The sequence below is a fragment of the Solimonas sp. SE-A11 genome, assembly GCF_030345715.1.
GTDB lineage: Bacteria > Pseudomonadota > Gammaproteobacteria > Nevskiales > Nevskiaceae > Solimonas_A.
Window position 1 is genome coordinate 1 of sequence record NZ_JAUASX010000037.1, and the last position, 15,670, is coordinate 15,670.

The 15,670-nt window shown below is 68.8% G+C and carries 14 protein-coding genes; 10 read left to right on the plus strand and 4 right to left on the minus strand.

What is annotated here, in order from left to right; translation table 11 throughout:
* Nucleotides 1-132 precede the first annotated feature (132 nt).
* Complete coding sequence (locus tag QT386_RS23000) at nucleotides 133-2,004, minus strand: CocE/NonD family hydrolase (protein WP_289276096.1); 1,872 nt, start codon at nucleotides 2,002-2,004, stop codon at nucleotides 133-135.
* A gap of 130 nt (nucleotides 2,005-2,134) precedes the next feature.
* Entirely contained in the window at nucleotides 2,135-2,869 is a 735-nt protein-coding gene (locus QT386_RS23005) for a VIT domain-containing protein (protein ID WP_289276097.1), read from the minus strand.
* A 165-nt stretch (nucleotides 2,870-3,034) separates the two neighbouring features.
* Here QT386_RS23005 and QT386_RS23010 point away from each other — a divergent pair, with 165 nt between their 5' ends.
* From QT386_RS23010 to QT386_RS23050, 9 genes are all read left to right on the plus strand, one after another.
* Entirely contained in the window at nucleotides 3,035-3,391 is a 357-nt protein-coding gene (locus tag QT386_RS23010; protein ID WP_289276098.1) for a hypothetical protein, read from the plus strand.
* Nucleotides 3,392-3,459: 68 nt separating this feature from the next.
* Nucleotides 3,460-4,149, plus strand: a complete 690-nt coding sequence (locus QT386_RS23015) for a response regulator transcription factor (RefSeq protein ID WP_289276099.1) — start codon at nucleotides 3,460-3,462, stop codon at nucleotides 4,147-4,149.
* 169 nt (nucleotides 4,150-4,318) lie between these two features.
* Nucleotides 4,319-5,968 carry a cell wall metabolism sensor histidine kinase WalK gene (locus QT386_RS23020; RefSeq protein WP_289276100.1) on the plus strand — a complete coding sequence of 550 codons (1,650 nt, stop codon included), beginning with the start codon at nucleotides 4,319-4,321 and terminating at the stop codon, nucleotides 5,966-5,968.
* A 40-nt stretch (nucleotides 5,969-6,008) separates the two neighbouring features.
* The gene (gene rsmB, locus QT386_RS23025; protein WP_289276101.1) at nucleotides 6,009-7,298 is read left to right on the plus strand and encodes a 16S rRNA (cytosine(967)-C(5))-methyltransferase RsmB; all 1,290 of its coding nucleotides are present in this window, start codon (nucleotides 6,009-6,011) and stop codon (nucleotides 7,296-7,298) included.
* A 114-nt stretch (nucleotides 7,299-7,412) separates the two neighbouring features.
* Nucleotides 7,413-7,892: a hypothetical protein gene (locus QT386_RS23030; protein ID WP_367401486.1), complete on the plus strand. Its 480-nt coding sequence runs from the start codon at nucleotides 7,413-7,415 to the stop codon at nucleotides 7,890-7,892.
* Between the two features lie 114 nt (nucleotides 7,893-8,006).
* Complete coding sequence (locus QT386_RS23035) at nucleotides 8,007-9,092, plus strand: hypothetical protein (protein WP_289276103.1); 1,086 nt, start codon at nucleotides 8,007-8,009, stop codon at nucleotides 9,090-9,092.
* 107 nt (nucleotides 9,093-9,199) lie between these two features.
* Complete coding sequence (locus tag QT386_RS23040; RefSeq protein ID WP_289276104.1) at nucleotides 9,200-9,721, plus strand: glutaredoxin family protein; 522 nt, start codon at nucleotides 9,200-9,202, stop codon at nucleotides 9,719-9,721.
* Nucleotides 9,722-9,802: 81 nt separating this feature from the next.
* Complete coding sequence (locus QT386_RS23045) at nucleotides 9,803-10,585, plus strand: endonuclease/exonuclease/phosphatase family protein (RefSeq protein WP_289276105.1); 783 nt, start codon at nucleotides 9,803-9,805, stop codon at nucleotides 10,583-10,585.
* Nucleotides 10,582-12,033 (plus strand): phospholipase D-like domain-containing protein, encoded by a 1,452-nt coding sequence (locus QT386_RS23050; protein WP_289276106.1) that lies wholly within the window; start codon nucleotides 10,582-10,584, stop codon nucleotides 12,031-12,033. The genes QT386_RS23045 and QT386_RS23050 overlap by 4 nt, the downstream gene beginning before the upstream one ends.
* A 13-nt stretch (nucleotides 12,034-12,046) precedes the next feature.
* Here QT386_RS23050 and QT386_RS23055 read toward each other — a convergent pair whose 3' ends face one another.
* Nucleotides 12,047-13,039 carry a sensor domain-containing diguanylate cyclase gene (locus QT386_RS23055; protein WP_289276107.1) on the minus strand — a complete coding sequence of 331 codons (993 nt, stop codon included), beginning with the start codon at nucleotides 13,037-13,039 and terminating at the stop codon, nucleotides 12,047-12,049.
* An 80-nt stretch (nucleotides 13,040-13,119) separates the two neighbouring features.
* Entirely contained in the window at nucleotides 13,120-14,016 is an 897-nt protein-coding gene (locus QT386_RS23060) for a TIGR01777 family oxidoreductase (RefSeq protein WP_289276108.1), read from the minus strand.
* Nucleotides 14,017-14,140: 124 nt separating this feature from the next.
* On the opposite strand from QT386_RS23060, the gene rarD reads away from it, so the two are divergent.
* Complete coding sequence (gene rarD, locus QT386_RS23065) at nucleotides 14,141-15,022, plus strand: EamA family transporter RarD (protein WP_367401487.1); 882 nt, start codon at nucleotides 14,141-14,143, stop codon at nucleotides 15,020-15,022.
* Nucleotides 15,023-15,670: the final 648 nt, after the last annotated feature.

The following is a 15,670-nucleotide window of genomic DNA, read 5'->3' on the forward strand; positions in this document are numbered from 1 at the left end:
ACGGCCACACTTGGCCCTCAAATACAAAACGCCCGATGAAGTCCATCGGGCGTCTGTATCCAGCATACTTTAGCAACCAGCTTTATCCCGCATAGGTGTCAACCTACTTCAGGACGGGTCAACCCACTCGCCTCAACGCGGCGCCTCGATCGCCGCAACCGGCACCACCGGCACCACCACGCTCGACGGATGCTCCGCGTCGCTGCGGATCGTCATCACGCCCAGCAGCTGGTTGAGCAGGTCACCCACCGGCGGCAGGCCATGCGGGAAATCGGCCGTGCTGATCGCGATGCGCAGGCTGTGGCCCCTCTTGATCACCGTGCTGGTGGGGAAGATTTCCACGCTGGCCAGCACCGGCTCGCCGGGCTTGAGCATCTGGCGCGACGCCTCGGTGTACGGATGCCAGGGCTGGATCATCACGCCGTTGAGCTTGCGCGAGCGCGACTCATCAATGGCACGCAGCGAGGCGGTGAGGATGCCGTTGGTCAGTTCCGTGGAAGTGCCGTTGGGCGCCACCGAGGTGATGCGAGCCGCAATGCCGGCGTCCGTCACCAGGCTGGAAATCCACAGATCGGCCTGGATCGGGCCGTTGATGTAGTAGTCCTGCTCCATCGGCTCGGTGGTGTAGGTCACCGCGCCGATCAGCGGCAGCTCGTTGATGTTGTTGTTGCCCTGCAGGCAGGGCAGGGGGATCACGCCCAGCACGCCGGCGGTCCACTGGGAACTGCTCTGCGAGCAGATGTTGAGCAGCGACACGACCGGCGAGGTGACGTTGCTGCCCTCGTCGGCCGCCGGCTGCTCACGGGTCAGGCCGCGATCGCCGCGCAGGTACCAGCGCTCCGCGCGAGCCCTCGGATGCGGCCAGTCGCTGGCGATGGAGTAATGGCCCTCGCCGCTGAGGAACTGCGTGACGTTGGGCACGCGCTCGGCACCGGTGTTCAGGCCCTTGAGGTACTTGTCGAACCACATCAGCGCGATGTGGTTCAGGTCGGGCACGCCGTCCACCGGCAGGCCGGCGCCGGTAGAAGCGCCCAAGTGCTGCCAGGGGCCCACCAGCAGCTTGGTGGTGGTGTTGCGCTTGATCACCTCGTACAGCATCGGCTCGCCACGCTGGAAGATGTCGTTGAGGCCGCCGACGATGAAGGTGGGGACCTTCACGCGGTCCGCTACCTCGATCGGCGAGCGGGTGCGCCAGAACTCGCTGTCGTAGTTGCGGTCCTGCCCGCCGGTCAGCGCGTTGACGATGGTCGGCACCTGGAACTTCAGCACCGCATCCAGCGCGTGGTCCAGGGAGATCAGCAGCGCGTCAGGGTTCGGCTCGGCCGGCAGTACGCCCAGGCCGGTGACCAGCAGCATCCACAGCGGGATGAAGCCAGCGTTGACCTGGCCGCCCGCGAAGACGATGTCGCGGTAGGCGTCGCCCATCGGCACGATCGCGAACACCGTCTTGTGCGCCGGATGCTGGTGCGCCGCCGTGAAGATCTGGGTGATGCCCATGAACGACGGGCCCCAGGTGCCGACCTTGCCGTTGCTCCAGGGCTGCACGGCGACCCAATCCATGATCTCCTTGTAGTCCAGCTGCTCGCGGGCGCTGAACGCCTCCCAGTCGCCCTCGGACACGCCGGTGCCGCGCACGTCCACGGCCACGTGGGCGTAGCCACGCTGCACGAAGAAGCTGTTGAAGGTGGGGAAGGCCGGGATCACGGTGGCCAGGCTCTTGTTGTAGCCGGTCTGGGTCAGGATCACCGGCAGCGGGAAGTTGGCGACGTTGCCCTCGGCATCGGTGGGCAGCGCCACCTTGACCGACAGCTTCACGCCGTCGCTCATCTCCACCTTCTGCTCCGGCATCTGCTTCATGCCGGCGAATTCCTCGGCACGCTCGTAATCGAACCACTTGGCGCCAGCACCACCGGCGCCATCGTCGACCGGCGCGGACGAACTGCCGCAGCCGGACAGGGACAGGGCAACGGCGAGCGCAGACGCCCGCAACAGGGACTTCATCATCGGGGGATTCCTCCGGACGGAACTTTTGTAACCACTAATGCCGCGCATTATGAAGCGCGGCTCGGCGGCATTCCATCGTCCGTCTGCGGCATCGACCGTCGGGGCATCCCACTATGCTTGGGGTGTCTCCCTACAGGGCTAGGCCTTCAGGGTCCGCCGCCTCGGCCAGCTGGTAGCGCAGCACGAAATCACCCGGGGCCACGCGCTGGCCCGGCGCCAGGCCGATGTCCCAGGCCCAGGGCGAACGCGGCTGCGCCTTCAGGGCGTGGCTGCTGCTCACGCTGCGCACCGGCAGCCCGCCGTGCAGCGCCACCTTCAGCGACAGGCGCTCGGGGGCGATGGCCTCGCCTCCCTTTGCCAAGGGAAGCACCAGTTCGTGCGTACCGCGGAAGGTCGGCACCGTCTGGCGGTAGCGCAGCACGATGCGCACGGTCTGTCCCGGCGGCAGGTCGGCCAGGCGCTGCACGAACTCCTGCCCGGCCTCGTCGGCAGCGGTCTTGCGGACATGCAGCGCCGCCTCGGACAAGGCGGTCTCGGCACCGTCGCCGATCGCCAGACGCATCTCCTGCACCGCGGCATCGCGGTACAGCGGAAACCGGAAGCAGGCCTCCTGCGCCTGCCGGTGGGGGTTGATGAAGACCTGGACCACCGTGATCTCGGCACGGTCGCCCTGGATGTCGGCCCGGATCTCGGTCCTCAGGCTTGGCAGTTCACCGCTGTCCCCGCCGACCAGCGTACCGGCGATGGGCTGAGCTGCCATCGCGGCCATGGCCGGCAGCAGGAACAGCGCGGCGACGAAGCCTGCGAACAGCAGGCCGCGGCGGCGCAGGCTGAGGGCAGCGTGAACGGTGGTGGCGGTGGACATGGTGAGCACTCCCTGTGGTACGGGATGCAGTCTCCCGCCCGGCGGTGCAAGGCCAGGACGCACCCCGTGCAAAGGCCAAGGAAGATTGTGCAAATGCAGTGCAGTCCGGCTTTTGCGGGTGCCGGCAGGGCTAGGCTGCGCCGCACATCCTCTCCACTGGCGGCCATGTCCACTCGATCACCCGCTGCACCCGCAACCGCCCGCCTGGGCCTGTGGCCCGCCTTCTGGTGGGTCTTCCTGCTTGCCGGCCACGGCTACCTGCTGGTCACACTGGCCCTGGTGTTCTGGGCCGACGCCCTGGGCTGGGGAGCCGGCCTGCGCGGCATGTTCCTGTCGATGCTGCTGGCACCCGCGCTGATCATCCTCTGCGCCATCCCGGTCCTGCGTGCGCCCGACCGCGGGGAGGGGCCGCTCTGGCATGCCCTGCTCAAGGCCTGGTCAGGGCTGAACGCCATCGCCTGGCTGCCCCTGGCACCGCTGGCGCTGCTGCTGCTGGCCGCCGCGCTGGGTCGCGCCGCATGAGCGCGCTTGCCGCAACCCCCGCGCTTGCCGCTAGGATGCCCCCACTTTCCCTGCCTCCGCCGCCGAACATGCAGACGATCCTGGTCGTAGACGACGATCCCAACATCCGCGAAGTGGTCTGCTTCGCGCTGCAGAAGGCCGGCTTCCGCACCGTCACCGCCGACAACGGCGCGCAGGCGCTGCAGCGCCACGCCAGTGAGCGGCCCGACCTGGTGGTGCTCGACATCACCATGCCCGAGCTGGACGGCACCGAGGTCTGCCGCCGGCTGCGCGCCGACCCGACGCAGCGCCAGACGCCGATCATCTTCCTCAGCGCCCGCGACGACGAGGTGGACCGCATCGTCGGCCTGGAACTGGGCGGCGACGACTACATGGCCAAGCCCTTCTCGCCGCGCGAGCTGGTGGCCCGCATCCGCGCCTGCCTGCGCCGCAGCAGCGCGCCCGCCGAGCCCGCGCCGCAGCGCCTGCAGCACGGCCGCCTGAGCCTGGATCCGGAGCAGTACAAGGCCTGGTGGGACGACCGGGAGATCGTGCTGACGCTGACCGAGTTCGGCATCCTGCGCACGCTGATGACGCGGCCCGGCCGCGTCTGCACGCGCGACCTGCTGATGGGCGAGGCCTACGAGTTGCACAAGATCGTCAGCGACCGCACCATCGACAGCCACGTGCGGCGCGTGCGGGCAAAACTCGAAGCGGTCGGAATAGACCCTATCGAGACCGTTCACGGGATCGGATACAAACTCGGACCCTGCACATGATTCACGAGGGATTGCCATCCATGGCGCGACCTTGTCTCCTGATTGAGCCCCGGCCCGGCCATCCTTGGCCGGGCGCTCACCGGGGCGAATGTCCACTGGACATTCGCCTTGATCCGGCTCGCCCCATCGAAACCGTCCACGGGATCGGCTACAAGCTGGGGCCATGTAGTTGAGAAACCTGTTCCGGTTCCGCCTGCGCAGCATCCTGCTGCTCACCAACCTGGTGATCCTGGCGCTGCCGCTGGGCGGCATCATCTGGCTGCGCCTCTACGAGAGCGCGCTGATCCGCCAGACCGAATCGGAGCTGATCGCACAGGCCGCCTTCGTCGCCGCCAGCTACCGCGCCACCGCCGAGCGTCTCACCGCGCCCGACAGCGGCGACCCCATCGCCGCCAACCGCGCGCTGGAGGACTACGGCTACGTGCTGGTGGCCACGCCCAAGGACCGGGACCCCAACGAGCACTGGCGCCCGCGCGCCCCGGTGCTGGACCTGGCCGAGGACCGCGTGTTGCCCACTGCGCCGTCGCCGGAAGCCGGCGCGGACAACGCCGATCCGCTGGCCTGGCGCATCGGGCAGGAACTGAACCCGATCCTGCAACAGGCCCAGCGCACCACGCTGGCCGGCATCGCCGTGGTGGACTACCGCGGCGTGGTGGTGGCCTCCACCCGCGACCGCGACGAAAGCGACCTCGGCCTGTCGCTGATGAACCACGAGGAAGTGCGCCGCGCGCTGGGCGGCGCCGCGGTCAGCACGATGCGCGCGCGGCGCAGCGACACCCAGCCCGCACCGCCGCTGGATTCCATCAGCCGCGGCGCGCGCCTGCGCGTCTACGTCGCCGAGCCGATCCTGCGCGAAGGCCGCGTGCTCGGCGCCGTGCTGCTGGTGCGCACGCCGGCCAACCTGCGCCAGGCCATCGAGGGCAAGATGCAGCCGCTGGCCTTCGCCGGCCTGGCGTTGCTGGGCCTGGTGCTGGCACTGACGCTGTTCAGCGCGCTGACCATCAGCCGGCCGGTGCGCCAGCTGGTGGACCAGGCCCACCGCGCCGCCCGAGGCGAGACCGGGGCGGTAACGCCGCTGGCGCACCCCGGCACGCAGGAGATCGCCGAGCTGTCGGAGACCGTGGCCACCATGGCCCGCACGCTGGAGCAGCGCGCGCAGTACATCCGCGACTTCGCCGCACATGTCTCGCACGAGTTCAAGACCCCGCTGACCGCCATCCAGGGCTCGGTGGAACTGCTGCGCGAGCACGGCGCCGAGATGTCTGCCGAGGAACGCTCGCGCTTCCTCAACATCCTCAACCAGGACGCCGTGCGCCTGGAGAACCTGGTGCGCAAGCTGCTGGAACTGGCGCGCGCCGACGTCATGCGCGTGGGCGACGATGCCTGCGACCTGGCCGCCGTGCTCGCCGGCGTGGCCGAGCGCCAGCGCGCCCTGGGGCTCAAGCTGCAAGCGCCCTCCCGCCAGGACAGTGTCGGGGTCTCCATGGCGGCCGAGACGCTGGACTCCATCCTCGGCAACCTGCTGGACAATGCCCGCCACCACGGCGGTCCCGGCGTCAGCGTGCGCCTGGACTGGGCGCTGGACGGCGGCACGCCGCCCTGCGCCATCATCACCGTGGCCGACAACGGGCAGGGCATCTCCGCCGCCAACGCCGATCGCATCTTCGAGCCCTTCTTCACCACCCGCCGCCAGAGCGGCAACACCGGCCTGGGCCTGGCCATCATCCGCTCGCTGCTGAGCGCCCATGGCGGCGGTATCGAACTGGCGCCCGCCGAGCGGGGAGCCTGCTTCCGCATCCGGGTGCCCCTGCGCCAGTAAGCCCGACATGGGCGCCGGGGGGATCGGCGATAATGTCCGCATGAAACCCTCCCGCAACAGCCGCGTGAACGCGGCGCGCGTCGTGGCCCGCGTCATGCTGGGCCACTCGCTGGACGACTGCTACGCCGGCCTGCCCCCGGATCTCCCGGACCTCCCCTTCATGAAGGCCCTGGTCTACGGCGTGATCCGCGACCACCGCCTGCTGTCGGCGCTGCTCGACCGCCTGCTGGACAAACCCCTGTCACCCGATCCCCTGCTTCACGCCCTGCTGCTCTGCGGCCTGTACCAGCTGCGCTCGATGGACGTGGCCGACCACGCCGCGCTCAACGAAACCGTCTCGGCGGTGGAGGAACTCAACTTTGCGCCGGCCCGTGGCCTGGTCAACGCCGTGCTGCGCCGCTACCAGCGCGAGGGCAAGGCACTGGACGCGCAGTTGCCGGATGACCCCGCCCTGCGCAGCTCGCACCCCGACTGGCTCGCCGGCAAGTTCGAGGCCGACTGGCCGCACGACTGGCAGCGCCTGCTCGCCGCCAACAACCGCCAGGGCCCGATGACGCTGCGCATCAACCGCCGCGAGATATCGCGCGACACCTGGCTGCAGCGCGCCCGCGAAATCGGCATCGGCGTGCAGCCGCTGGACGACTGCCCCGACGCGGTGATGCTCGACGAAGCCCGCCCGGTGTCCAAGATCCCGGGCTTCAACTCCGGCCATGCCTCGGTGCAGGATGCCTCGGCCCAGCTCGCCGCGGACCTGATGGACCTGCGCTACGGCCAGCGCGTGCTCGACGCCTGCGCCGCCCCGGGCGGCAAGACCGCGCACATGCTGGAGCGCCAGGCGCTGGAACTGACCGCGCTGGACAGCGACAGCCGCCGCCTGATTCGCGTCGACGAGAACCTGCGCCGCCTCAAGCTGAAGGCTCAGCTCGTCGCCGGTGACGCCGGCACCCCCGCCAAGTGGTGGGACCGCAAGCTCTACGACCGCATCCTGATCGACGCCCCCTGCTCCGGCACCGGCGTGATCCGCCGCCACCCGGACATCAAGTGGCTGCGCCGCAAGACCGACATCCCCCAACTGCAGTTGCAGCAGATGCGCCTGCTCAAGGCCCTGTGGCCACTGCTGGCGCCAGGCGGGCGTCTGGTCTACGCCACCTGCTCGATCCTGCGCGCCGAGGGCGACGAGATCATGGGCCGTTTCCTGGCCCTGTCCGACGACCTGCGTCCCACCAAGATCGAGGCCGACTGGGGCGAGGCCACCGAATTCGGCCGTCGCATCGCGCCCGGCGACATGCACGACGGCTTTTACTACGCGGTGCTCGACAAGCCCGCCTGAACCCGGCGTGATGAGAGACGCCTGGCACAGGGCGCTGACGACAAAGGAGTTTTCCGAACCGCCCCGGCTCGGTCCGTCACATTCCGGAACCTGGCCCGGCGTACACTCAGGCGCATGGAGATGCTCGAAATCTGGGAGTTCCTCAGTTACGTGGTGACCGTGATCGGCCTGCCGCTGGCCATCGGCGTGTTCATCTACGAGCAGCGCAAGGAGCGGCGCAACGAGGAAGAGGAGATCTACCAGCAGCTGTCCGACGAGTACGCCGACTTCCTGCGCCTGGTGCTGGAGCACTCCGACCTGCACCTGCTGCGCCGCACTGGCCCGCCGCCCGAACTCAACGAGGAGCAGCAGGAGCGCAAGGGCGTGCTGTTCGACCTGCTGATCTCCCTGTTCGAGCGTGCCTACCTGCTGGTCTATGAAGACGACATGCCCCGCCAGACGCAGCGCATGTGGCAGAGCTGGGAGGACTACATGCGCGAATGGTGCCGTCGCGAGGACTTCCGCGCCGCGCTGCCCGACCTGCTGCGAGGCGAGGACGAGGACTTCTGCCACCACATCAAGCGCATTGCAGCAGAAGAACGCACCCCCCATTAGGGGTGTGCCATGCCCCCCAACAAGGGCGCGCTGCACGACGTCCCCGCCCCCTAGTCTCTGATGCAACCGTCCCGCTCCGCGGATGGATGCCATACAGAACCAGAGGGAATTGCCATGCGTACCACTTCGATCCTGGCGGGCAGCTTTGCGCTGCTGGCCGCCGCCTTCAGCGGCGTTGCCTCCGCGGATGACGCGGCCATCGCCGCCACCGCTGCTGCCGCCGCACCTTCGGCACTGGAGCCGGATTCCTACTTCAAGGGCCAGACCGGTGGCACCTTCGGCAAGAGCGTGACCAGCGTTCTGCTGCCCAAGAGCAAGCGCGTGGCCGTGGCCGGCTTCCGCGTGGTCTTCATCAACTACAGCGCCGTCAGCGCCCAGGTACGCGCCAGCTACATGCCGGGCCGCGACACCAGCGGCGCCAAGGCATCCATGAACGTCGCGCTGGAGGGCGTGGATGCCGCCACCTTCCAGGCCATCACCGACAAGGCCTATGCCGAGTTCCTGGCCCAGCTGGCCGCCGCCGGCCGCGAAGTCGTTCCGGCCTCCGAACTGGCGAGCTTCCACGCCGAGGTGGAGCCCAGCCCGCAGCCCTACGAGAAGGAAGTCACTGGCGCCAAGGGTATTGCCTTCGCCCCCACCGGCATGCCGCTGTTCTTCACCTACGCCGACATGGGCTGGACCGACAAGACGCCCTTCAACCAGAAGAGCTACCGCCTGCTGGCCCCGCTGTCGGAGAAGCTGCAAGCCATCGTGATTGCCCCGCTGATCGTGGTGGACTTCGCCAACATGACCAGCAGCGGCAACCGCTCGGGCCTGATGGCGCGCGATGCCGAAGTCGGCGCCTCGCTGGGCATGTCGGTGAAGACCTTCAATACGCCGATGGTCCGTGCCGAGGAGTCCAAGATGGGTCTGACCACGAAGGGTGAGGATGCCAGCGTCTCGCTGCAGCAGGGCATCACCAGCGACCTGGCCTTCGGCACCATGGAGCTGATCGAGGAAACCGACAACGCATCGACCAAGAAGGTGTTCGACGTGATCGGCGGCTTCATGGGCGTGGCCAACGGTGGCGGAGCCGCCCGCAAGAAGTCCAGCAACGCCGCCAAGACCGACCCCGCCGCCTACAGCGCCGCAGCGCTGGACGTGCTGGGCCGCAGCACCGGCACCTTCGCCGCCTGGTTCCAGAAGTACCCGGCGCCGTAAGCCCGGCCTGGTTCCCGCTTCACCCGGAGGGCGCCGCAAGGCGCCCTTTTTCATTCGCCAGACAACCGCTGGCCGCTATGATGGGCGCTCCCGCCACGAGGCCCGAGATGCCGGTCATCTGTCCCCGCTGCCAACAACCGCGCGCCGAAAATACGCCGGCTCCGGACTGGCAATGCCCGGCCTGCGGCGTGGCCTACGCCAAGGCCATGCGCCTTCCACACGAACAGGCCCTGCCTCCGCCCCTGCCCAGGCGCACCGCACCGGCCTCCGGGCCCGGTGGCTCCCAGGGTCCGTGGATCGTGCTGGCGATCCTGTTCCTGGCCGTGCTCTACATCGGCTCGCAACCCGGCGGCGGCCCCCGTCCCGAAGTCCAGGCCGTGGCGGAATCGGTACAGCAGGGCGATATCCTCATGTACGGCTTCGAATCCTGCCCCGCCTGCCGCCAGGCCCGACGCTGGATGGACCGCAACGGCTTTCCCTACGAGATCTGCGATATCCACCGCAGCCCGGAGTGCGCCCGCCAGTTGCAGGCTTACGGCGAGAACGCGGTCCCGTACTTCGTCGTCAGGGGCGAACGCAGGCTGGGATTCAACGAGGATTGGCTGAGGGAATCCCTGGCGACACGCTGAACCGGCTCAGGCTGAACTGTCATCGTCGTTCGCAGTCTTGGTGATACCCTCGGCAGAAAGCCGTCCAGGTCCAGGACTCCCATGACCGACACCGCCGCCCCGACGATCGCCGCCGCGCCCGCGCTGCGCGTGCTGTCGCTCAACATCCAGGTCGGCATGCAGAGTCACGGCTATCACCACTACCTGACCAACGCCTGGAAGCACCTGTTGCCCTCGCGCGGCGTCCGCGCCCAGCTGGATCGCATCGCCCAGCTCGCCAGCCAGTATGACGTCGTGGCCCTGCAGGAGGCCGACGCCGGCAGCCTGCGCACGCAGTCGCTGAACCAGGTGGAATATCTCGCCGCCCAGGGCGGCTTCCCGCACTGGCATGCCGCGGTGAACCGTGACCTGCGCCCCTTCGCACAGCATGCCCTGGGCTGCCTGTCACGCGTCCCCCTCAAGGTCGTGCGCCACCATCCGCTGCCCGGCCGCCTGCGCGGTCGCGGCGCGCTGGAGCTGGAGCTGCAACCCCAGGGCTCGGCGCCGCTGCGCCTGATCGTCACTCACCTGGCGCTCACGCGCGGCACGCGCACGCTGCAACTGGAGTACCTGGCCGGTGTCATGCAGAACCACCCGCGCAGCCTGCTGGTGGGCGACCTCAACTGCGAGCCGGCGGAACTCGCCGCCCACGGCGTGCTGCAGTCCTGCGGCCTGCGCAGCCTGCACGAGATGCCCACCTACCCGAGCTGGAAACCCTCGCGCGCCATCGACCATGTGCTGGCCGGAAACGGCCTGCACGTCAGCCGCGCACACGTGCTGGCCGAGCGGCTGTCCGACCACCTGCCGGTGGTCACCGAGATCGCCCTGGACATCGCAGCCCCATGAGCCACTGGCCCCTGTGGCTCGGCGCCACCGCGTGGCTGCTCGCCCTGTTCGCCTGCGGCCATGCCCTGCTGCTGAAGCGCGATCCGCGCGCAGCCTGGGGCTGGATCGTGGTCTGCGTGATGCTGCCCTTCGGCGGCGTGCTGCTGTACTTCCTGTTCGGCATCAATCGCGTGGAGACTCGCGCGCACCGGCTGCGCCCGCCGCGCCATACCCTGGGCCGCGGCGTCGGCCTGGACCACGAGCGCGACGCGCGCCACCGCCGCAGCGTGTCCCACGAGCGCCCCGCCGTGCCGGCCTCCTTCGAGCAGCTGGCACGCACCGCCGACGTCATCACGCACCGGCCCTTGCTGGACGGCAACCTGGTGGAGCCGCTGCACGACGGCGAGCAAGCCTACCCGCACATGCTCCAGGCCATCGCGCAGGCCCGCGAGTCCGTGCTCATGGCCAGCTACATCTTCGACGTGGACAAGGTCGGCGAGCAGTTCATCGCCGCGCTGGCCGACGCGCAGCAGCGCGGCCTGAAGGTCTGCGTGCTGGTGGACGGCTTCGCCGAGCTCAGCCTGAGCCGCCCCTGCGCCAGCCGCCGCCTGCGCCAAGTGGGCGTCGACGTGCAGCGCTTCCACCCGCCCAGGCTGCTGCCGCCGTCACTGCACCTGAACCTGCGCAACCACCGCAAGCTGCTGATCGTGGACGGCGAGCTGGCCTACACCGGCGGAATGAACATCAGCCTGCGGCACATGGCACAGGACCCGGAAAACAACCGGCCCGAGCATGACCTGCACTTCGAGCTGCGCGGCCCGGTGGTGCAGCAGCTCGCCGAGGTGTTCGGGGAGGACTGGCGCTACGCCGGCGGCGGCGACTGCCCCTGCCCGGCACAGCCGCCATCGGAAGTGGAGGGCGGCGCCATCTGCCGCGTGATCACCGACGGCCCCAACGAGGACCTGGGGCAACTGACCCTGATCCTGCTGTCGGCGCTGGCCTCGGCGCGCAGCCGCGTGCGCATCATGACGCCCTACTTCCTGCCGCCGCGGGAACTGGTGGCCGCCATGGAGGCCGCCGTGCTCCGCGGCGTGCAGATTCAGATCCTGCTGCCCAGCAAGTCGGACCAGGGCAAGATGCTCCGCGCCATGCGCCACCAGCTGCCGCACCTGATCCTGCGCGGGCTGCGCCTCTACTACCAGCCGCCGCCCTTCGTGCACAGCAAGCTGCTGATCGTGGATGACGAGTACGTGCTGCTGGGCTCGGCCAACCTCGACCCGCGCAGCCTGCGCCTGAACTTCGAGCTGGTGGTGGAAGCCTACGACCGCGACTTCGCCTTGCGCATGGCGCGGCATTTCAAGGAACTGCGCAAGCGCTCGACCCTGCTGCACGCCAAGGCGCTGCAGAAACGGCCGCTGCCGTCACGGCTGTATGACGCGGTCTGGTGGCTGTTCTCGCCCTACCTGTGAGGGCGCGGGCCTGTCACTCGAACCAGGCGATCGCCCGGTTGCGGCCCTCGCGCTTGGCCTGGTACAGCGCGGCGTCGGCATGGCGCAGCAGTTCGGCCAGGTCGCGCGTGGTCGGCAACAGCGTGGAGATGCCGATGCTGACGGTGTAGCTGATCTCCTGCCCCTGCAGCGGAATGCGTTGTGCCGCGATCTCCAGCCGCAGACGCTGCGCCATCTCCAGGGCGGCCTGCTTGTTGGCGCGCGGCAGCAGCACGGCGAACTCCTCGCCACCCAGGCGACCGAGCGAGTCGATCTTGCGCAGGTTGTTGCTGCAGGTGCGCGCCAGGCCGATGATGGCGGTGTCGCCCACCTCGTGCCCGTAGGTGTCGTTGATCTTCTTGAAGTGGTCGATGTCGAGCATTGCCAGCGACAGCGGCTCGGCAAACCGGCGCGCACGCTCGATCTCCTGCTCCGCCGTCTCGTTGAAGTGGCCGCGGTTGAACACACCGGTGAGCGGATCGCGCGTCGCGCGCTGGTAGAGCCGCTCCTCGCGCTGCTTCTGTTCGCTGATGTCGTGGAACACCTCGACGAAGCCCAGGATCTCGCCACCCTCGTCGCGCACCACGTCCAGCGTGCTCAGCGCGAAGAATTCCTCGCCGCCCAGCCGGCGGCGACGATGCTCGTCGCGGCAATGGCGGTTGTTGGCGGCAAAGTCCAGGTTGCGCAGCGCCTGGCCCTCGCGCTGTGCCTGCTCGGCGAATAGGGCGCTGAAGTGCTGCCCCACCACCTCGCGCTCGCCGAAGCCGGTCAGGTTCTCCGCGCCCAGGTTCCAGCTCTGGATGCGGCCCTCGCGGTCCATCAGGTAGATGCCGAATGCCGTGACCGTGCGCACCATCTCGGCATAGCGGCCGGGCTCGCTGCGTAGCAGCGCCTCATAGCGGCCAGGATCGAAATCCCCCGCCTCCGCACGCGGCTCGCCCCGGGTCATGGGGTATACCTTGCCGGCCTTCCAGTTCATCACGTTCATGGATCGATTCTAGGCCTCCCCGCGCGCGCAGCCTATCCTCCCGCGGGGCAGGCGAGGGTAGGAAACCACCGATGCCCCAGTCAGGTGCTGCGGAGGATGTCGGACAGGGCGCCGGGCAGTTCCGGGAACCGGAACTGGAAGCCGCCATCCAGGGCGCGCTGGGGGAAAACCCGCTGTCCCGTCAACAACATATCGGCGATCCCGCCAACCATCGCCTTGAGTGCCAGGCCCGGCATCGGCAGCAGCGCCGGCCGCCCCAGGGCCCGGCCCAGTTCGCGGGCGAAGCCCGCGTTGGTCACCGGCTCGGGCGCCGTGCCGTTGTAGACCCCGCGGCAGCGCTCGTCCTCCAGCAGCCACAGGATCATCGCCACCAGGTCCGCCCGGTGGATCCAGGACATCCATTGGCGGCCGTTGCCGAGGCGCCCGCCCAGACCGGCCTGGAACGGCGGCAGCATCCTGGCCAGCGGCCCGCCGTCGCGCTCCAGCACGATCCCGGTACGCAGCAGGCAGACCCGCACACCCAGCTTCTCGGCCTGGCGCGCCTCGGCCTCCCAGGAGCGACACAGCAGGGACTGGAACTCGTCGTAGCCGCCGGAATTGGACTGCTCGTTCAGGATCTCGTCGCCGCGGGCGCCATACCAGCCGATGGCCGAGCCGGACACCATCACCCGCGGCCGGTCGCTGCAGGCGCGCAGGTATTCGACCATGCGCCGCGTGGTCTGCACCCGGCTGTCCACGAACATCTGCCGCCGCTCCTCGGTCCAGCGGTGCTCCGCCAGGTTCTCGCCCGCCAGGTTGACCACGGCGTCGAAGCCGCCGATGCCGTCCATCTTCATCGCGATGCGCGTGCCGAACGGCAGCTCACGGGCCTTGCCGCCATTGCGGGTGAACACCGTCACCTCGTACTCGCGCTCCAGCAGGGCCAGGCACAGGGCCTTGCCGATGAAGCCAGTACCGCCGGTGACCAGCACGTGCATGAAGTCTGCCCTGGGAAGAAGGCGCGTAAGTTAACGCGCCCGGCGCCGTGGCGCATCTTCCTGTGCTGCGGCACACTGCGCGCCGCCGCCCGCCATGAACACCCTCAGCCCCATCGACGACCGCATGAGCGAGACCCGCAAGGGCCTGACCGCCGCGCTCGGTGCCTACCTGATCTGGGGCCTGTTTCCGCTGTACTGGAAGATGCTGGCCACGGTGCCCGCCGTGCAGACCATGGCGCACCGCACCGTCTGGTGCGCGCTGGTGGTGGCGATCTGGCTGGGCCTGGACGAAGGCTTCGGCTGGCTGCGCATGCTGTCCCGCCGCACCGTCGGCATGCTGCTGATCAGTGCCCTGCTGATCGCCTGCAACTGGTGGCTGTACATCTGGGCCGTCACCGTCGGCCACATCGTCGAAACCAGCCTGGGCTACTTCATCAACCCGCTGCTGAGCGTGCTGCTCGGCGTTTTCGTGCTGCGCGAGCGCCTGCGCCCCCTGCAATGGCTGGCCGTGGGCATCGCCACCGTCGGCGTGATCTACATGACCGTGCAGGCCGGCCGCCTGCCCTGGATCGCCCTGGCCATCGCCGCGAGCTTCGCCGGCTACGGCCTGTGGCGAAAGCTGATGCCCGTGCCGGCCGTGCAGGGCCTGGCCGTGGAGAGCGGCCTGCTGTTCCTGCCCGCGCTCGCCGCGCTGCTGTGGTGGGAGTATCGCGGCACCGGCGCCTTCGGCCACCAGGCCCTGCATGTCGACGGGCTGCTGGTCCTCGGCGGCCTGGTCACCGCCCTGCCGCTGGTCTGGTTCGCCTACGGCGCGCGCCGCATCCCGCTGTCGCTGGTGGGCCTGCTGCAGTACATCACGCCGACGCTGCAGTTGCTCTGCGGCGTGCTGGTGTTCCATGAGCCCTTCCTGCAGATGCACTGGATCGGGTTCGGGATCATCTGGGGGGCGCTGGTGATTTACGCGGGCGAGGGGTTGTGGCGGATGAGGCGCAGTCCGTCACGCTAAAGTAGGGGCTCGCCATCACCCCGCAGTAGGGCGGGAAAGCGAAGCGCATCCCGCCTTGGGAGAGACCTGCAAGGCGGGATGCGCTTCGCTTTCCCGCCCTACGGTCTCCTCCGGACTTTTGGTGAGCGCCAGCGAATGCTTTTGATGTTGGCCCCCCTTGCAGAAGCACCTGCGTGGGGGTCGAACGCAGGGTCGAGCCGGGCATGGATGCCCGGCCGAGGACACGCAGGCCATGGATGGCCTGTGTGTCCGACCCGTCGCGGGCGACCACCGCGCAGGTCGCCCCGCCTCAGCGGGGCTGCGGATGCCGGGGTGTGCTTTCTTTGGCTTACCTTTCTTTGCACAAGCAAAGAAAGGTAAGTCGCCCTTAGGCGAAACCAACCATCAGAGACCCACAGCACCTGAGCGGTCTAGGACCGCCACCACTGAACGCCATCGAAGGGGTTTCATCCAGTCCCCGTGGGGCGGGCAAACGGCTTCATATTTGTCCACTCGGGGCGCTCAACCGCGTGGGCAACGCAAGCGTTGCCCACCCTTGTATTGTAGCTGTGCCTGCCGGAGTCGCTCTTTGGCAGGCAGATCAGCCGGACGCCGAGCCCACCCTTGGATGCTCAATCCGTGACGTAGATGAATGCGCCGGCTGCTCGT